Below are 18,265 nucleotides of genomic sequence, written 5' to 3'. Positions count from 1 at the left end.
TTGTCATCCGATCGCGATATCAAATCAGAAAGATTCGACTCCATCGTGATGCCCATGAGGGACGCATGACGAGCGCCATGCGAGGAGCCAACATTGTGCTGAACCCGCCCGTCACCCAAGAGAAACGCCAGCACATGCGACGATCATCTGCACTCATCGCTCTGCTTGTCCTGCTGTGCAGTCCCGTGCTGGCGCTTGCCCAGAGTGGATCGCTCGATCAATCTCCGACCGCCGTCGTGAAGCGCTATGTGACGCTCGACAAGAAGGGCGCCCGCATGGACGCCATGTCGTTCGAAACGCTGGTGCCCTACATTGACTGGGCGGAGGAGCCGTTGTGGGGGCGGGTCGTGGTGATTCAAGACGTCACGGTGCCGGAGGATTACCGGAAATGGGAAGTGGTGAACCAGCTCGAAGTGGTGATTCCGGCCACGTTTACGGTTCTTGGCTCGGTGTATTTGGAAACGGCGGCGTTTGTGCCTGAAGCGATCACCGAAGAAGTCCGGTTTCGCGTGAAGGCCGTTCGAAGCAAGTGGCGGATCGTGGAGCCGGTGATTCCGCCACATATCGGGTTAAAGCGGATGATCGACCTGGTGCGCGAAGCGGAGGTCAAAGAAACTGATGCCGAGAAGCGCGGCATCCTGGCGGCCCTGGGAGAGACATTGCGAAAGGTCAAACCATGACGAAGACCCCGGTTGATTTGTTGATTTTTGATTTGGACGGCACGTTGATCGAGTCGAAGTGGGACATCGCCCATTCGGTCAACCTCACGCTGGTCGAGTTGGGGCTGCCGGAACGGCCGCTTGAAGAAATTTTCGGATTCGTCGGCGACGGGGTCAAGAAACTCCTGCGGCTGGCCGTCGGTGAGAGCAACCGGGTGAGTTTCGACGAGGCCCTCGCCGTCTTTCGCGGGCACTATCTCGAACATTGTCTGGACCGCACGGTCTTCTTTCCGGGGATCGAGCCGATGTTGCAGCACTTCTCCGATAAGCACAAAGCCGTGGCGACGAATAAATCGATCGAATACACGCGCGTCATTCTCAACGGGTTGGGCGCGGGGCATTTCCCCTGGGTCGTCGGGGGAGACAACGGGTTTGGCCTGAAACCGGAGCCTGGTATGCTGTTGCATCTGCTTGAGCAGGTGAAGGTCCCTAAAGAGCGAGCCGTTTTGGTGGGCGACAGTACCAACGACATCAACGGCGGGCACAACGCCGGTATTCGGGTCTGCGCCGTCGGCTATGGAATGGGGAATCGGGAGAAGATGGCGGCGTGCGAGCCCGATTGGTTCATCGAACGACCGGAACAACTGATGGAGATATTTACATGATTGCTGAATTGCTTCACGGATCACGTGACGCGTCACGCGTCACGGCGTTGTGCCTCGGGCTGGTCGTCAGCCTGACGCTGTACCTCGTTCCAGCGGTGGCAGAGGGCCCGAGTCTTGCCGACCGGGTGATCGAACACAAACTGGCGAACGGCCTGACCGTGCTGATGGTCGAGCGCCATCAAACGCCGGTGGTCTCGGTCAACATCACGTTCGCGGTGGGCGGGGTGAATGAGCAGGTCGGCCAGACCGGCTTGGCTCACCTGTATGAGCATATGGCTTTCAAGGGGACGCGGACCGTCGGGACGAAGGACTATGACAAAGAGAAGCTGACGCTCGACGAGCTGTCTCGCGTGGGGACCCTCCTCGATCAACGGCAGCGCGAGTTGGCCAAGAAGGGCGCTGCGGTGACGCCGGAGGAGCAGGCCGCGCTTGATACCTTGCAGAAACAGGTCACGGACCTGCAAGCGCAAGCGGGCCAGTATGTGGTCGGCAACGAAATGGCCTTGCTCTATCAGCGCCACGGCGGTGTGGGGCTCAACGCCTCCACCGGGAAAGATCTCACCCGCTATACGATCAGCCTCCCGGCCAACCGGTTGCCGGTCTGGGCGGCCATCGAAGCCGACCGGATGGCGAATCCGGTCCTCCGCGAATTCTACAAAGAGCGCGGCGTGGTGATGGAAGAACGCCGCCTGCGCAACGACGACAGTCCGAACGGACTCCTCTTCGAAACCTTTACCTCGGCGGCCTTTCGGGCGCATCCCTATGGCGTGCCGACCATTGGATGGGGATCGGACATTCTGTCGCTGACTCCGGCAGCGACCGAGGCTTTCTTCAAAACCTACTATGGGCCGAACAACGCGACGATCGCCCTCGTGGGGGATATCAATCCGAAAGAGGTCATTGCCTTGATCGAGGGGACGTTCGGAAAGATTCCGGCCGCGAGCGCCACGCCTGAGATCGTGACGGTGGAGCCGGAGCAGCGGGGCGAGCGCCGCGTCGAGGTCGAGTTCGATGCCGAACCGATCGTGGCGATCGGGTATCACAAGCCGGGCCTGGGCCATCCGGACGACGATGTCTTCGATGTGATCGATGAAATTCTGACCGACGGGCTGACGTCCCGTCTGCAGACTACCATCGTCAGGGGGAAACGGCTGGCCGGGTCCGTCGGGTCCGATGCCAACTACCCCGGCGTGCGCGCCCCGAATCTCTTCATCCTGACCGCCACGCCGCTGGCGCCTCATACGACGGGGGAGGTGGAGACGGCGATCTATGCGGAATTGGAACGGCTCAAGACCGAACCGGTGCCGGCGAAAGAACTACAGAAGATCGTCAACAATATCGACGCGGACCTCGTGCGGGCCCTGCGCTCGAACAGCGGGCTCGCATCGCAGCTGGCGCTGTTTCAGACGGTGGCGGGTGATTGGCGGCATGTCTTGAAATCCCGCGACCGGATCGCCGCGGTCACACCGGCCGATATTCAGCGGGTTGCCAGACAGTATTTCACGAAGTCCAACCGAACCGTAGGCACGCTCGTCAAGCATGCGCGCGAGAAGAATCTGACGGCAGGGAATGAGGTGGCACGATGAGGCAGGCGAAGGGTAAGCGGTTAAGGGTGAGCGGGATCGCAGTGGCCGGCCTGTTCAGCGTATTCATGCTGTCACTCACTGTGACGGCTTGCGCGGGAGGGCCGACGCTCAGCGACCCGCGCGCCATGACGTTCAAGCCGGTGGAGTTTATCCCGCCGGAGCCTAATCGCGTGGTGCTCGACAACGGCATGGTCGTGTATCTCCTCGAAGATCATGAGCTGCCGCTCATTACAGTGACGGCCACGATGAAAACCGGCACCTGGCTTGATCCGGCAGATAAGATCGGCCTCGCGGCGCTCACGGGCGCCCTCATGCGGACGGGCGGCGGCGGCGGGCTCACGCCGGAACAAGTGGATGAAGAATTAGAGTACTTCGCAGGGGATGTCAGTGTGTCGATCGGGCACGAGTCCGGGGCTGCGTCGCTCGATGTGCTGAAGAAGGATCTGAAGCGCGGGCTCCAGATTTTTTCCGGTCTGCTCCGGAAGCCGGCCTTCGAGCCGGCGCGGGTCGAGATTGCGAAGTTGCAGGCGCTTGAGGGCATCCGCCGCCGTCAGGACAATCCCGGCTCCGTGGTGGGGCGAGAGTTCATGAAGTTGTTGTACGGCCCCGACCATCCGTCCGCCCGTGAAACATCCATCGCGTCGGTCACCGGCATTACCCGTGACGATCTCGTGGCCTTTCACCGGAGCACGATCCATCCCAACGGCATCATTTTGGGGGTGACCGGTGATTTCCAGAAAGCGGACATGCTGGCGGCGTTGCGCGAGGTGTTCGGAGATTGGGCCAAGGGAACGGTACCGGAACTGAAGATTGCCGATGTGCCGGACAGTCAGAGCGCGACGCCGGCCATCCGGTTCGTCAACAAAGAGACCTCGCAGACGCATATGCGGGTCGGTCATCTCACGATCCGAGAAAATGATCCGGACTACGTGGCCCTGGCCATCGCCAACGATATCCTGGGAGGGAGTTCTTTCCGGAGCCGGCTCTTCAACGACGTGCGAACGAAGCGCGGGCTGGCCTACTCGGTCGGCAGCCGTTTGATGGCGGGCGTGCATGATCAAGGCGTCTGGCTCATGCGGGCGGAGACGAAGCAGGTCTCCACGCAGGAAGTGGTGAGCCGGTTCATCGCCAATATCGAACGGATGCGGACGGAACTGGTCACGGACCAGGAGCTGGCCGAGGCGAAAGAAGCTTATGTGAATTCGTTCGTGTTTTCGTTCAGCAGCCCCTCGGCGATCGTCAGCCGGCTCGTGGAGCTGGAGAACGACGGATTGCCCAAGGACTTTCTTCAGCAGGTACGGGAGAAAGTGGTCAAGCTGACCAAGGAAGACGTGCTGGCAGCGGCGAAGAAGCATCTGCACCCAGACCGATTGAAGATCATCGCCGTCGGTTCCGGCGACATGCTGCCGAAAGTGCTCTCGACCTTCGGAGAAGTGAAAGAGATCAAGCTCTCCCCGGAGGGATGAAGCGGGAGTGGCCGGTGGTGGGGAGCGTTCTCTTGCCCGCGCCCCGCGCATGCAAGATGCGACGCTAGGCTAGAACGGGCGGTGCTCGGTGCATGCGGGCCGTAAGAACGCTCCCCACCACCGGCCTTGAGAAGAATTGGGTGAGAAAGTCTGTAGACGGAGTGAGAATTCGACATGCCGTTGGAAGATGAACTCTGTGACATTCTGAAAAAGTCCCGCATCGGCCAGGGAATATCGGTGGTTGATCTGGCGAAGATGACGGGTTTGCCGGGTGGCGATATCACGGCGCTGGAGCGCGGGGATCGCCCGCGTGATCGCACGGAAGTGCGGGCGTTGGCCCTGGCCTTAGGCTTGCGGGACGAACCGCTCGCGCAGATAGCGATCGAGCAATGGGTGCCGGTTGTCCAGTCATCGCCAGCCTGGCTCAAGACGATTCAAGGATCGATCAACGGCTACGGGGTACAGGGTTACATTCTCCATGACGGAGGCGAGGCGCTGCTGATCGATATGGCCTACAATGCGCCGGCGATGATCGAGTCTTTGTCTACGCATCGTCTTCGGCTGGTCGGGATTTGTTTGACGCACGGCCATACGGATCATGCCGATGGCATCGAACAGATTCTCCAGTCCCATCCGGCACCGGTCTATCTGGGAGCCGAGGATGTCGAGTTGCTCAGCTGGCGGCCGCCTCAGGCGCAGCTGAGGACGCCGGTTCACGGGCAGACCATTGCTGTCGGCCGTCTGGCGGTTCAGTGCTTGATGACGCCGGGTCATACGCCAGGCGGAATCTGCTACCGGGTGGATGATGCACAGATGCCGGTGTGTTTTGTGGGCGATACGTTGTTTGCGGGATCGATCGGCCGCTCGAATCCCAGTACGCTCTATCGGATCCATCTGGCTTCCGTCCGGGCCACCGTGCTTGGCCTCCCGCCGGAGTATCGGTTGTTGCCGGGCCATGGCCCCGCGACGACCGTCGAAGAAGAATTGGCTCATAACCCTTTCTACGCATCCGCCTAGGAGCGCGCATGAACGGCGACCAGCAGGATGTGGACGCCGACGATGCCGACGAATTCGAAGAATCGACATTTTCGCGCTACCTCCTTCCGATCGGCCTGTTCGGTCTGACGATCTTTACCACGCTGTGGGCGGGTGCCTATCAAGACCATCCCAATCTGTTTCACCCGTTTCGAGGAGCCTGGGAGTTGCTTACCGAGCGGCCGGGTGAACTGGTCAACGGGATTCCCTTTGCGGCCACGCTGCTCCTGATTCTCGTCACCCATGAGCTGGCACACTATGTCTACTCGAAGCGGCATCGTGTTCCGGCGTCGCTTCCGTTGTTCATTCCAGGGTTGCCGCTGTTAGTGGGAACCTTTGGGGCGATCATTCGTGTGCGTGGTCAAATTGTGGAGCGGAAGGCCCTCTTCGATATCGGGATCTCCGGACCATTGGCCGGATTTGCCGTGGCGCTCGTCGCGCTCGTTGTCGGATTGCATTGGTCGCAGGTGGAGGTGGGGATCAGTTCGGCAAGTCCCTTCTATGTCGGGCGATCCATACTCATTGATTGGTGCATCTCCCTGGTCTTGGGGGACTTGCCGAGAGGGGCGAGTGTCAATCTGCATCCGATCGCTGAAGCGGCCTGGTTCGGGCTCTTCGTCACCTGTTTAAACCTGATTCCTATCGGACAACTTGACGGGGGTCATGTTGCCTACGCCCTCTGGGGCGGGAGGCAGCGGACTATCGCCTTCTGGGTCATTCCCGTCCTTCTGGTGCTCGGCTATCTCGGCTGGCAAGGTTGGTGGTTGTGGGTGTTCCTCTCGACCCTGCTTGGAGTCGGCCATCCGCCGATCCCCGATCCGACTTCGCCGCTGGGCTCGACGCGAACCTGGCTTGGACGGGCGACCGTCCTGCTCTTCATTCTCATCTTCACACCGTTTCCTATCGTTGTCCGCTGATGGGGACTCGGGATTGAGCCCCGGCCTTGCGATGGCGATTTACGGCAAATTCTTGTCGGATCGTCCGGTTGGCCCTAGCATGCAGACATGGAGGCGACAGGGGTATCAACGGGCTCATGTCCCAAGTGTCAGGCCGATCGCTCGGAGGCCGCGACTGAGTGCGCCCGGTGCGGGATTATTTTCTCCAAGTATCGGGCCCCGGCGCCCCGCCCGTCGACCGCGACTGCCGGATCATCCACCGGGTCCTTGTGGTGGCTGACTGCCAAAGACTGGATGATCGAATCCGACATGGCGTCCGATTCTCCGACCTTCTACGGGCGGCTGGCCGTCTACCTGGGGCTGCTCTGGTGGGGGCGGATCTTTATCATGACGCCGCTGGAAACCAACTACACCGGCGAATCGTTTCTCCATCTGATCAACCTGCCGTTTCACGAAGCCGGGCATCTGATCTTTAGTCCGTTCGGCCGCTTCATGATGATTCTCGGCGGAAGCCTTGGCCAAGTGCTGATGCCGATGATCTGTCTGGGCACCTTCCTCATCAAGACGCGCGACCCCTTCGGCGCCTCGGTCGCGCTCTGGTGGACGGCCGAAAGCCTTATGGACGTAGCGCCCTATATCAACGACGCCCGCGACATGGAGCTGATGCTGTTAGGCGGCGTGACCGGCAAAGAAACCGACAGCCACGATTGGAATAATCTGCTGACGATGACGGGCTTGCTGCAGTGGGACCACCGCTTGGCCCATCTTACCTACAACATCGGAATTCTTTTGATGCTCGTGTCTTTCGCCTGGGGTGGGGTCATCCTGGCGCGCCACTATCAGCGACAACGGGAATGAGGAGAGGCGTCGTCTCTCCTTCCGCCCTTCCACCGTCTTGCCCGATCAGCTATTTAGCCTTCAGCCTGGATTGATGCAGAAATGGCGGGCCTAACGGTACGAGCTGATGGCCGGTGAAGGCCTGCGTCAAACTCGCAACCGCGTGATAGAAGGCCATCAAGCCGACGACGATATGGAGCAGGCCGGGAATGGTTTCGCCGATGATGTCGAGCCTGGCCAGCACGGTGGAGGAAAACGTGATCGTGATGATGACATGGAGGATGCAGAGGGTGGCATTGCGATAGGCGGTGAGATAGACCATCACCAGGGAGAAGGCCGCATAGACAAAGTTAATCGGGGCAAAGAGCACCATGTCGAGGTGGAAGGATGTGCCTTCGCTGACCAGCTTGGCAATGGAGACGGTGAGCCAGAAGAATCCGTACATGGTGAGCGCGGTGCCGCCGAGCTGCTCGTGATAGCGAATATCGGTAATGCCCGCCAGGATTTGCACGATCCCGCCGAAGATCAACGCGATAACCAGCGTGCCGACTTTATTTGAATCGGGGATGCCGCCGAGTTGGGCCACGCCCAGCGTCAAGGCCCCGACCGCGAGACCGAATAGGCCGATCGCCAACACGTCGATTCGCCGGTGATACTCCACGTCGCTCATAGACCGCCTCCTTCGATAGATTCAACGTCCGACGATCGCTCCGACCGTTCAAAACGGCCCCCAGCATGCAACAGGGGCTATTGAAAAGACAAGCAGCCTCCGGCAGACTGCTTGTGCTCATGCCAGTGGAGTGCCGGACATTGCGGAGGCCGATCATGACGAAGCACGGACCCGTTTCTGCAAAATTATGGGCTATTGGAGTCGGACTGGCGCTGGCACTTGTGACGAATCAGGGTCTTGCTGAGCAGCGGGAGGTTCGATTTGTGCTGGTCCTTGACGGGGCTGCCGTCAAAGACGGCCAGACCGGAATAATCTGGGAGCAGGAGCCGGATCGGGAGCACGATGTGTGGAGCCGTTCGAACGAACGCTGTGCCACGAAAACCGTCGGTGGACAATCGAGCTGGCGCGGGCCCACGATCGATGAACTCAAGACCTTGATTGATCATTCCCAACATGACCCGGCCTTACCGGCCGGCCATCCCTTTTCCAATATCAAGTCGGAGATCTATTGGACCTCGACTCCGCACCCGACGGAGGACATTGTCGCCTGGCAGGTCAGTTTTTTCAGCGGCGAACCGGTTACCGACCAAAAGTCCGGCACCAGGCGCATGTGGTGTGTGTTGGACAGGATGAAACCGTAAAGGCATCCGGCGCATGGTCCCTCTCGTACTTGTCCTATGGGCCGTGCTGGTCGTCCTAGGCGGTCAGGCTCTGGCTGACCCGTTGTCTCCCGGTGAGAGCTCTGCTCCCGCTGCCGAGAGCCCGTCGAATTGGCATTACGGCGTCTACGTCGATCTCAGCTACATCGTCAATTTCAACTTTCCCGAGAATCACCTCTGGCGCAGCCGATCTACAGCCTCGCGCCACAATGAACTGGCGCCCAACATGGGGTACGTCTATGTGCACAAGGATACCAATGAGGCTTCCCGCTGGGGCATGGAGCTTGGCATTCAGGGAGGATATGACTCGAAAGATTTCGGGTATCTCCAAGGAGAGCGCAAGGTCGATGGGGCCGACACCTGGCGGCATTTGCAGCGGGCCAACGTGGCCTATCTTGCCCCGGTCGGGAACGGCCTCACGATTACCGCCGGCCTCTTCAACAGTTTGATGGGCTACGAATCGCTCTACGCGAAGGACAATGCAAACTATACCCGGTCATGGATTGCCGACTACTCGCCCTACATGATGTTCGGGGTGAATGCCAAGTATCCCGTCAATGAGCAGTTGACGGTCGCGGCCTTCGTCATCAACGGCTATTTCCACCTCTCCCATCCAAACGATCAGCCGTCGTACGGCGGACAATGGGCGTACAAAATGACGCCACGGTTGACGGCGACGCAAACCCTCTATTGGGGGCCGGACCAGACCAAGACATCATTCGAATTCTGGCGGCTCTACGGAAACCATATTCTCGAGTGGAAGGGCGACGACCTGACGCTGGCGGTCTCTTACGATATCGGGACCGAACGTATCGCCGGCCAGCCTGGTAGTCCGCGTACCTTCGCTATGGGTGGCAACCTGTTGGCGAAGTGGCACGTGTCCGGTCCCTGGAGCATGGCCGTGCGGCCGGAGTTCTATTGGGATCGCAACGGACGGTGGACCGGGCAAGAGCAGTTCGTGAAAGCGGTCACCTCGACCGTGGAATATAAATTTCTCTACCGGTGGACCAATACCATCGTCCGGCTCGAGCATCGCTATGATGAGTCGACCGGAGCTGGGGGAGGATTTTTTCGCAAGGGAGAGATCAGTCCGGGAACCTTGGGATTGGCTCCCGCGCAACACTTGCTGTTGCTGGGACTGCTCTGGTCATTCGATTCACCGTAGCGTTGAAGGGCGGTGGGGTTGGGGGCGTGCGAGTGAGTGCAGGTGTTCGACGAGTCTTGCGCCGAACGCCTCGATAGCCCGGCCTTTTGCCTCTTTCAGTGCGTCTGCATCTTCCACCAGGACCGCGGCTCCGGTGCGCTGGGCCTGACCCTCAGCCGTCTGTTGGTCGAGCAGCTGGTCGGTCCGCAGATCCCAGAGTATGCCGTCGAGGATAACGAGCGCATCGATCACGGTGCCGGGAGCCAGCCAGGCGCCGATCACCGTCGGGTAGAGGAGGGCATAGGCATTGTTACGCCGATCCACCGCGCCGACTCCATCCACGAGCAAGAGCACGTCGATTCCATATCGTGCGGAGGCTTGTCGAAATTCTTGGCGGGTGAGGGTCCGTACGGTCGGTTCTGCAAGGACCACGACCTCGCGAAGGATCTGGTCGCTACGCCACCGAGCGAGACGTTGCACCAGCTGGTCTTTCTCCGCACTCAGCCACTCCCCTGAGTAAATCGACTGACGGGTGGGGAATTCCGTTCGAACAAAGTAGACACCGAGACGGAACGGTTCTGCGAGGGGGGGCCGAATCTCGATCGCGTCCTTGGACTCGGTGGTCTTGATCTCACGTGCGCCGACGAAACTCATCCGCTGGAGCAATGTGTCCTGCATCCCGGCTCGGTCAAACCCCTGGTGGCTTGAGCAAGCGAAGAGAGTGATGAGAAGGATGGGAACCAGCCATTGAATGCGTTGAGCCCTCATGGAATCCTTTCCGGACGAGTCGATGGCATTACGGTGTGGGACAGTTCCTCCAGCGCGAGCATGAGCGCATGGGTTCCACTCCGGCCTTGGCCGAGCGCCTGCGCCCGTTGATAGAGCCCACGCACCAATGTCAGCCCGGGCAACGTGAGGTTCATGCGTGTGGCCTCGTCCAGCGCAATGCCCATGTCTTTCACGAAGTGCTCGACGAAGAATCCGGGGTCGAAGTTGCGCAGTAGGATTCTGGGGGCCAGGTTATCCAACGTCCAACAGGCGGCGGCGCCTCCGCGGATCGACTCGAGCATCTGCGTCAGATCAAGTCCCGCCTTGAATCCGTACAGCAAACTTTCACACACTCCCACCATCGTCCCGGCGATCACGATTTGATTGCAGAGCTTCGCATGTTGTCCGGCTCCCGGCCCGCCCTGATAGACCATCTTTTTGCCCAAGCATTCGAAGAGCGGACGCAGGCATTCCACCGTTTCACGATTCCCGCCTGTCATGATGGAGAGGGTCGCGTTTCTGGCACCGACATCCCCGCCTGAGACCGGCGCGTCGATCGCCTGGAGTCCTTTGGCTGACGCGGCGGCCGCGATCTCCCGACTCAAGGTCGGCTCGGTCGTGGTCATATCGATCAGGATTGAGCCAGGTCTGGCTCCCGCCAGAACTCCCTCAGCACCAAAGTAGACTTCCCGTACATCGCGAGGAAATCCGACCATCGTGATGATGACCGTCGATTGTTCGGCGACGCCGCGCGGATGATCCGCCCAGAGCGCCCCGCGGTCAAGGAGCGGTTGAGCCTTGGCCCTCGTGCGGGAAAAGACGGTGACGGGATAGCCGGCCTGTTGCAAATGGCCGCACATCGAAACACCCATCACGCCGGTGCCGATCCAGCCGATGGTGGTATGAGAGGGATGGACAGCGTTCGGCATGGTGCTACTCGATAACCGGCAGAATACGTGTGGCGACGGCTTGCACGAAGCCTTCTTGCTCGGTCACGACCTTGAGTCCTTGAAAGCTCAAGTAGTAGCCGCCGTGGCTGGGCGCTTGAATGGTGGCGCTCACTTCGACCCGTTGGCCGTCTTCAATTTCCGGGTCACGGATGAGCGGCCTTCCGCAAATGCCGAGCACGGCCATGGACATCACCCCGGTGTCGTCCTCCAGCTTGAAGAGATAGGCGCCGTAGCAGACATCGATCTCGTTCGGTAATTTATACGGATCGAGCGGTTGCACGTCCCGCGCGGTGCCCTGGAGGGTGACCTGCCGCAAATGATAGATCCGGGGTTCTTCGAGGATCTGCTGGATGGGAATCGGCTCCTCCGCCAGGAGGAATGTCGGAAGCCCCATGATAACGAGAACTGTGGCGGTGCTGAGCTGGAGGAGGAATGGCGTGTACGATCGCATGGCGCGGGCATTCTACCATTGTTTACTCATGAAGAGCCCCGCTCCCCGCTTTCGCTTCACGCCGTAGGCCGCTATAATCCGCGCCCAGAACATGTGGAGGGATGTATGCCGGTGAATAAGCCGCAGCTCAAGAAATATATTGCGGACAGCCGCCCGCGATTTGAAGATCTTTTGGGGCAATTGGTCGAAGTGCCGTCTATCAGCATGGATCCGGCCCGGGCGGGGGAGATGCCGCGTGCCGCGACGCTGGCCGTGCAATATTTGAAGAGTCTTAGCGCCGACGCGCAAGTCGTCGAAACGGGCGGCTATCCGATCATTTCCGGAGGCTGGACAACGGGAGCCGACTACCCGACCGTCACAATCTACAACCATCTCGACGTGCAGCCGGCGCAGGAGCCGGAATGGAAAGAATCGCCCTTCGCGTTCCGCAAAGACAACGGCATCTATCATGGCCGCGGCGCGACAGACGACAAAGGTCCGGCGCTGTCGGCATTGCTCGGAGCCCGTTATGCGATCGAACAGGGCGTTCCGATCAACATTCGCTTTTTATGGGAGCTGGAAGAAGAGATCGGCAGTCCGCATTTCTCCGCTGGTCTCAAAAATCATATCGCGATTCCACGGCCCGACTCCGTCGTGGTGTCGGATACGATTTGGATCGCCAAAGGCAAACCGGCCATGCCCTACGGGCTGCGCGGATTGATCGGCGCGCGCCTGACCCTCAAGACGGGAACGAAGGATGCCCATTCGGGTGTGACGGGTGGAGCGGCTCGAAATCCACTGGCTGAGCTCATGGAAATTGTCCATGCCTGCGTGGATGCCAAGACCGGCAAGGTGAAGATCCCCGGATTCTACAACGACGTGGTCGAGCCCACGAAGGCGGAGATCAAGAGCTTTCTCAAGTCAGGCTTCCGAGTCTCCAAGTTCAAACAGGCCTACGGGTTTCAAACACTGCGCACGCAGGATCCTGCCGAGATCATGCGTCGCATCTGGGCGGCGCCGACCTTTGAAGTACATGGGCTGGCCGGCGGCTATCAGGGCCCCGGGGTCAAGACCGTCGTGCCGGGTCACGGAGAACTGAAAGTCAGCATGCGGTTGGTGCCCAATCAGACGCCCGAGAAGGCCTTTGCGCTGCTGAAGAAATTTGTCGCCAAGCTGAATCCCAACGTCAAGGTCGAGGCGGAGGGCATGTTGCAGCCGTTCCAGGGACTCTTTGAAGGGCCTTATGTCGATGCCGTGAAGCGGGCGGCGAAGGCGGGGTTCGGCAAAGAGCCTGCATTCATTCGCGAAGGGGGATCGATCGGAGCCGTGGTGACGATGCAAAAGGCCTGGAAGGTGCCGATCCTCTTCATGGGCCTCAGCCTCCCCGAGCATGGCTATCATGCGCCGAACGAATACTTCGATTGGGGTCAGGCCTCCAGCGGCATGACCGCCTTCGCGCACTACTTCGAAGAATTAGCGAAGATGGGGAAGACGTAGGATCGCCTGGTCGTCTTCCTGCCCGCGGAACGCGCAGGCTCAGAAGGTGCTCGTTTCGGCGCGCGCCCTCGAGGATCAACCAGGCTGCTCGTGTGAATGATAGGGTGGCTCAATGCGCGCAGTGAAAGCCAGGTCGGTTGTTCCCGTGGGACGAGAGGGGGAAATGGTCACCCGGCTTTCGGATAGGACTGTTCCATGCAGTCAGGACAGATATCCCGTTCCAGTTTCCTCTCGAAGCACTGCTCCAGATAATCTTCGATCCGTTTCCGATAGGTTCCATCCGAGCGGACCCGTTTACATTTTGAGCATATTGCGATCAGGCCGCGCAGGCTTTTCAGCTCTTCGAGTGCCCGTTCGAGGTCTTCAGTCTTCGCGACGAGCTCTTGCTCGCGCGCGATGCGGGCATCGAGCTCCTGTTTCAGACTGAGGGCGGTGGAGACTCGAGCGACGAGTTCGACCGGGGTGAAGGGTTTCCGGAGAAAGTCGGTGGCACCGGCGGTATAGGCGGCTTGCAGATCAGCCGTCTCGGTCTTGGCAGTAATCACAAGGATCGGGGTGTGTTCCAGCCGTTCGAGCGAGCGAATCTTCCGGCAGGCTTCCAGTCCGTCGATATCCGGCATCATCAGATCCATCAGGATCACATCCGGATCGCAGGGAGTGACCCGTCGCCCCATGATGCCGAGCAGTTCCAACGCCTGGCGCCCCGACTCGGCAGTCATGACCGGGCCATAACCGGCCTTGTGCAGAACCATCTGAAGAAGGTGGCGCGTTTCCTCAGAATCATCAACAAGAAGGATGCTCATACGCCTACGAATGCCTCAATATCCGGCCGGTTCCGCGGGCCATCGGGGTCTTTCAGGATGTGGGTCAGTTCTTATCCAATTGGACCATCGTCGCCTGGCCGCTGAAATCTTCCAGGAGATCAGATCATAACGGACGCTGGGGAAAGCACCTAGATATTTCGTAGATTGAGAGACGTGCAGGCGGGGAATCCTGTGGTGCAAAAGCTCGCTCGCTCAGACAAGCAGATTGCGACCTGTGGCGTCCGACAGGCTGAGCCGGCGGACGCCACGGCATGCGGTCTACGTTATGGCTTATGCTCTTCCGCCGTGGCCAGAATCGGCTGGAACATTGGATCGGCGTCCAGCACGGCTTTGAGTAATTCGGAATGGAGGAAATAGCGCCAGACGTCGTCAGTTTTGCCCGGGACTTCGTCAAGCCAGCGTTTGGCTTCCGTGACGTGGTGCAGCAGCTTGGCCTTGTCCCCGTAGTTGGGCATGAAAATCATGCTGTAGGCCATCGTATATTCTGCCAGGAATTTGTCGAGGGGCAGATCGGCCACCGCCAGCGAGGCGTCCGCATCGGCATAGGCCCGGTTGATTTCAGGATCGTGCAGGATTCTGTTCCATGCGGATTTATGCAGGCGAGACCAGGCGAGTTGCAGCAAGGCTTCAGCCTTGGCAGATCTTCGCGTATCGGGAATCTCCTTGGCCAAGGCCTCGTGAGTTTCAATGGCGGCCTGCTGGTCGTTATTCCAGCGATAGGCGACGCCCAATCGGAACCGGTTGTCGAGTTGTTCGGGGCGGACCTTGGCGAGGGCTTCGGCGGCCGGCAAGAGACGGAAGAGGAAATCGGCCGGCGTTGGTTGCGAGAGCCCGCCCATCTCCATCCCGTTCGAGAGATCCGTCCTCGTCGATTGGGCATAGATGTTCCAATAGAACTCGCTGGCGACCAGTGACAGGGCCGGGTCTCTGATCGTGAGATTGTGTCCGTTGCTCCCCTCGCGCAGCAGGACAGCGTAGAGGTTCCTGGTGAGGACGATCAGCGCGTCCGGTTGATTCGGATCGATAATCAGCACGCGGTTGAGCAGGGCTACCCGGTCGCGCAACTCAGGAAATGTGGCGGCTCGTGCTGCCGCTGCGGTGAGTGTCCCTGGCTGATCGCCCGGTCCCCACCACACCATGGATTCCGGCAGCGGCCGGCTGATCTCCGTTGTGAACGGAATCTTCTCCGCGACCATTCCCGCGACGGACGGTTCGGTGACCACCGGCAGATTGAATACGGCGATGTCACCTGGGAAGCCATGTTTCTTCAGCCCTGTGAAGACAACCCACTGCGTCGTGACGGACTTCAGCGACTTGCGCGCCCGCTTGATGGTGTTCGTCCACTTGACTGTCCCTTCGGCATAGGTGACCGGTGAGGCCAGGGGATCCTGATACTGTACGTTCAACAAGACAAGCGTGGTGGGCACGGCCAGGATCTTTCCGTTGGCGTTCAATCGGAAGGAGCTGGCGGGCAAGGCGTGGCTTTTGGTGACGCTGACACGGAGACCGCTGCCCGGAGGAGAGACCCCAAGCTCTTCCATGACGAAGGCCGATGCCGGCATGCGCGCGAGCTCGTCTCTGAAGAAGACCAGCGGGCCGGTGCTCGGCCAGAGGACCGTCATTCCCGTGTCGTCGCGTTTCAACGCGGGCGCATGGGCGGTCTTCAGTCCCTCCCAACAGGATTCATATGAAGGGTCGGTAGCCGGCGGGTAGGCCTTCAATCCCGACGGCGCAGCTGCCAGCAGACGAAATTGACAGGCAAAGTCCAGCTGTCCGACCGTGACGCGGTCTCCCTTGGCGAGGGCTTCGGTATAACGCCGCGCGGCATCGGCAGCCGGGCTAGTGGCATGGTCGGCCGGTTTGGACTTGTGCGAGGTTGCCGCGAAGGCGGCCTCCATTCCGGACCACCCTGCCAGGAGGGCGGTCATCAGAGTAAGCAGGATGGGCGTACGAAGGTTGTTGTGGATACGACAAAGCATCATCATCACCTATTTCCTGGACGCACATAATAAAGGCTAAAGAACGACACTGTAGCATGGCGTCGGACGAATCTGAAAGAGGCCAGGGGAGCGGATTTGGCGATATTCAGCGGTGAGGGCCGCCGATGATGATCCGGCGGCATCCGAGCTGCCCAGGGCGGGAATCCTGAAATGTGTGATGTCGTTAGCGCGGGCGCGCGGCTCGGAGAATGTCGTTTCGCATGCGGGCTCGTTCGGTGTGCGAGAGGACCGGTGCCGGTTGGTGTTGACAGAGGGCGACAGTTTGTCGGAGCGAGGCGACGAACTCTTCGCAGTTGGGGCAGGCGCCGAGGTGCTTGCGCAACTCCTCGCACAGCGTGCCGGGCAATTCATCGTCGATGTAGGCGGACAGTTTTTTTAAGATGGCCACGCAACGTCCTTTCCCATGACGATGGGGACGGGCGGGCTTTCGCTGCACGGATCGGGTCGTCGTCCGCTTGGCCATGGCTAGCGTCCTCCTTGCTTGAACGGGTGGCCGTTGTGCGATGGTTCGGAAGTGGCAATTCCCTGAGCGCTGAGCTCGCGCCGGACAAACAAGCGGGCCCGATGCAGCCGGGATTTCACGGCGCGCTCATTGAGCGCGACGATGCTGCCCACTTCTTTGGCGCTCAACCCTTCCATGTCCCGCAGGACCAGGACCATGCGATAGTGTTTGGGCAGCTTGGCAATCGCCCGATCGAGCGCCTGGCGAAGTTCTTTATTTTGCAGCGCCTCTTCCGGGCTGAGTCCGTCCACCGGAATCTGCAGGCGAAACTCCCCCTCCGAGGTCGGGATAAATTCTTCCAGCGACAGCTCCCGGTCAGGCGCGCCTTTCCGTTTGCGCCGCATGCGTGAGCAGGCCCGCGCCGCAATGGCATAGAGCCAGGTCGAGACCTGCGCGTCTCCGCGGAATGTCTGATAGCCTCGATAGGCATTGAGAAACGTTTCCTGGACCAGATCCTTCGCCGCTTCGGGTTCCCCGCAGAGTCTGGTCGCGAAGCGGTACATCTGATCGACATGGTCTCGATACAACGTATCAAAGCTCGCCGCGGTACGCGCCTCATTGCGTGAGGCCGGTGCGGGTTTCTTGGCGGGCGCTGGATTTTTCATGCTCGTGCCGGAGAGTCTACGGAGAGATCGAAAACACTGTCAAGGACGAGAGGGAGCGTGGAGTCTAATTGAAGTGATGAAAGTCGACAACCGTCCCGTCGCCATTGAGCTCAACGGTGATCGGACTGCCTTCTTTGGCTCCGGCGAGCGCGGATTTCCCGCGATCGGTCGGGAGCGTCTGTTCGCCGGCCGGGGTCCAGAATCTCACCCCGGTGCGTTCCGGGGTGGAGAATTCGAGCGGGCCGGTGATGAACCGGCGTATCGGGGCGGTCCCATGGGCCGGGGTCAAGTCGGCCACGATCGAGTGGTGATGAACATGGAGGGTCATGGTCTGGCCGACCTTGGCGTTTTTGATCCCGATTTTGGCATTGACGTTGATGACGCCGACCGGCGTTTTGAAAAAGATGAAGTTCGATTTCAGTTTGGACACCGTCCCGCTCAAGAGTACATGCGCGTCCGATCCGCTGGGGGGCACTTGGCCGATCTGCAAATCGAATTGGAGGTCATGCACGCCGATGATGGTGCCGGTGTCATCGACTTCCACCGTCACAGGATCACCGTCATGTAGGGTGGACAGTGCCGTCTCATGTGTCCCGGCGTGGAAGGGCTTCTCACCATCCGGGGTCCAGAGTACCAACGATTTCTGCTCCTCTGCGCTCCTCGTGGTGGGACCGGTTAGATAGCGATGGACGAGAGAATCGTCGGCTCGCTTGCGGATCTCAACGGCCATACTGGACCCGTGAATCCAGAAGGAGACGCTCTGCGAGGCGCGCATGTCCTTCAATGTCGATGTCGAACTGAGCGTCAGCAGCCCCACGGGCGTCTTCAGGAACACGATGCCCGGCTTCGCTCTCCAAACCGAACCCTTGAGTGCGATGGACGGGCTGGCCTCATCGTGATCGGTCGCGGCGGACGGATCTGGCTGGGTGGCCGGGGGCGTTTGGGCGAGACTCGACGTGGGGAATCCTTGCAACCAGAGTCCGCTCAGGGAAGCGCAGAAGAGCATGAGGCGAACGATGGTCGATAGTGGCGTCATGATCGTAGGGTAATTTGGTTCAGACAATGATCCGTT

At 60.0% G+C, this 18,265-nt stretch carries 19 protein-coding genes; 10 read left to right on the top strand and 9 right to left on the bottom strand.

The genetic code is table 11. The features are described 5' to 3' along the window. The first annotated feature begins 65 nt into the window (after positions 1-65). The 7 genes from Q8N04_17705 to Q8N04_17675 all read left to right on the top strand — a co-directional run bounded on the left by Q8N04_17705 (position 66) and on the right by Q8N04_17675 (position 7,165). Positions 66-680 (top strand): hypothetical protein, encoded by a 615-nt coding sequence (locus Q8N04_17705; protein MDP3092513.1) that lies wholly within the window; start codon positions 66-68, stop codon positions 678-680. Further along, positions 677-1,324 (top strand): HAD-IA family hydrolase, encoded by a 648-nt coding sequence (locus Q8N04_17700; protein MDP3092512.1) that lies wholly within the window; start codon positions 677-679, stop codon positions 1,322-1,324. The genes Q8N04_17705 and Q8N04_17700 overlap by 4 nt, the downstream gene beginning before the upstream one ends. Then, positions 1,321-2,910, top strand: a complete 1,590-nt coding sequence (locus tag Q8N04_17695) for a pitrilysin family protein (GenBank protein ID MDP3092511.1) — start codon at positions 1,321-1,323, stop codon at positions 2,908-2,910. The genes Q8N04_17700 and Q8N04_17695 overlap by 4 nt, the downstream gene beginning before the upstream one ends. Beyond that, a complete protein-coding gene (locus Q8N04_17690) occupies positions 2,907-4,376 on the top strand; it encodes a pitrilysin family protein (protein MDP3092510.1) in 1,470 nt (489 codons plus the stop codon). Before Q8N04_17695 ends, Q8N04_17690 begins: the two co-directional genes overlap by 4 nt. 174 nt (positions 4,377-4,550) lie before the next feature. Next, a complete protein-coding gene (locus tag Q8N04_17685; GenBank protein ID MDP3092509.1) occupies positions 4,551-5,393 on the top strand; it encodes an MBL fold metallo-hydrolase in 843 nt (280 codons plus the stop codon). Between the two features lie 8 nt (positions 5,394-5,401). Further along, positions 5,402-6,328: a site-2 protease family protein gene (locus Q8N04_17680; protein ID MDP3092508.1), complete on the top strand. Its 927-nt coding sequence runs from the start codon at positions 5,402-5,404 to the stop codon at positions 6,326-6,328. Between the two features lie 288 nt (positions 6,329-6,616). Further along, positions 6,617-7,165 carry a hypothetical protein gene (locus Q8N04_17675; GenBank protein ID MDP3092507.1) on the top strand — a complete coding sequence of 183 codons (549 nt, stop codon included), beginning with the start codon at positions 6,617-6,619 and terminating at the stop codon, positions 7,163-7,165. 49 nt (positions 7,166-7,214) lie between these two features. On the opposite strand, the gene Q8N04_17670 is transcribed toward Q8N04_17675, so the two are convergent. Continuing rightward, positions 7,215-7,814, bottom strand: coding sequence for an acetate uptake transporter (locus Q8N04_17670; protein MDP3092506.1), 600 nt, complete (start codon positions 7,812-7,814; stop codon positions 7,215-7,217). 155 nt (positions 7,815-7,969) lie between these two features. Between Q8N04_17670 and Q8N04_17665 the strand changes: the two genes are divergently transcribed. Together Q8N04_17665 and Q8N04_17660 are read left to right on the top strand one after the other, a co-directional pair. Then, positions 7,970-8,455, top strand: a complete 486-nt coding sequence (locus Q8N04_17665; protein ID MDP3092505.1) for a DUF1566 domain-containing protein — start codon at positions 7,970-7,972, stop codon at positions 8,453-8,455. A 13-nt stretch (positions 8,456-8,468) separates the two neighbouring features. Further along, a complete protein-coding gene (locus tag Q8N04_17660; GenBank protein MDP3092504.1) occupies positions 8,469-9,638 on the top strand; it encodes an outer membrane beta-barrel protein in 1,170 nt (389 codons plus the stop codon). On the opposite strand, the gene Q8N04_17655 is transcribed toward Q8N04_17660, so the two are convergent. The 3 genes from Q8N04_17655 to Q8N04_17645 are packed head-to-tail and all read right to left on the bottom strand — an operon-like array spanning position 9,630 to position 11,786. Next, positions 9,630-10,385 carry a hypothetical protein gene (locus Q8N04_17655; protein MDP3092503.1) on the bottom strand — a complete coding sequence of 252 codons (756 nt, stop codon included), beginning with the start codon at positions 10,383-10,385 and terminating at the stop codon, positions 9,630-9,632. The genes Q8N04_17660 and Q8N04_17655 overlap by 9 nt on opposite strands. Beyond that, positions 10,382-11,314, bottom strand: a complete 933-nt coding sequence (locus Q8N04_17650) for an NAD(P)-dependent oxidoreductase (GenBank protein ID MDP3092502.1) — start codon at positions 11,312-11,314, stop codon at positions 10,382-10,384. The genes Q8N04_17655 and Q8N04_17650 overlap by 4 nt, the downstream gene beginning before the upstream one ends. 4 nt (positions 11,315-11,318) lie before the next feature. After that, positions 11,319-11,786 carry a hypothetical protein gene (locus Q8N04_17645; protein ID MDP3092501.1) on the bottom strand — a complete coding sequence of 156 codons (468 nt, stop codon included), beginning with the start codon at positions 11,784-11,786 and terminating at the stop codon, positions 11,319-11,321. A gap of 105 nt (positions 11,787-11,891) precedes the next feature. On the opposite strand from Q8N04_17645, the gene Q8N04_17640 reads away from it, so the two are divergent. Next, positions 11,892-13,262, top strand: a complete 1,371-nt coding sequence (locus Q8N04_17640) for a M20/M25/M40 family metallo-hydrolase (GenBank protein MDP3092500.1) — start codon at positions 11,892-11,894, stop codon at positions 13,260-13,262. A 167-nt stretch (positions 13,263-13,429) separates the two neighbouring features. Here Q8N04_17640 and Q8N04_17635 read toward each other — a convergent pair whose 3' ends face one another. The 5 genes from Q8N04_17635 to Q8N04_17615 form a co-directional block, all read right to left on the bottom strand. Then, a complete protein-coding gene (locus tag Q8N04_17635) occupies positions 13,430-14,065 on the bottom strand; it encodes a response regulator (GenBank protein ID MDP3092499.1) in 636 nt (211 codons plus the stop codon). Between the two features lie 284 nt (positions 14,066-14,349). Further along, complete coding sequence (locus Q8N04_17630; GenBank protein ID MDP3092498.1) at positions 14,350-16,071, bottom strand: hypothetical protein; 1,722 nt, start codon at positions 16,069-16,071, stop codon at positions 14,350-14,352. Between the two features lie 178 nt (positions 16,072-16,249). Further along, positions 16,250-16,549 carry a zf-HC2 domain-containing protein gene (locus Q8N04_17625; GenBank protein ID MDP3092497.1) on the bottom strand — a complete coding sequence of 100 codons (300 nt, stop codon included), beginning with the start codon at positions 16,547-16,549 and terminating at the stop codon, positions 16,250-16,252. Between the two features lie 2 nt (positions 16,550-16,551). Continuing rightward, positions 16,552-17,193 carry an RNA polymerase sigma factor gene (locus tag Q8N04_17620; GenBank protein MDP3092496.1) on the bottom strand — a complete coding sequence of 214 codons (642 nt, stop codon included), beginning with the start codon at positions 17,191-17,193 and terminating at the stop codon, positions 16,552-16,554. A 64-nt stretch (positions 17,194-17,257) separates the two neighbouring features. Continuing rightward, positions 17,258-18,229, bottom strand: a complete 972-nt coding sequence (locus Q8N04_17615; GenBank protein ID MDP3092495.1) for a hypothetical protein — start codon at positions 18,227-18,229, stop codon at positions 17,258-17,260. Between the last annotated feature and the right edge of the window lie 36 nt (positions 18,230-18,265).

It is taken from the genome of Nitrospira sp., assembly GCA_030692565.1.
Classification (GTDB): Bacteria; Nitrospirota; Nitrospiria; order Nitrospirales; family Nitrospiraceae; genus Nitrospira_D.
The sequence above is the reverse complement of the archived record's forward strand: the minus strand, read 5'-3'. Positions and strand labels throughout refer to the sequence as shown.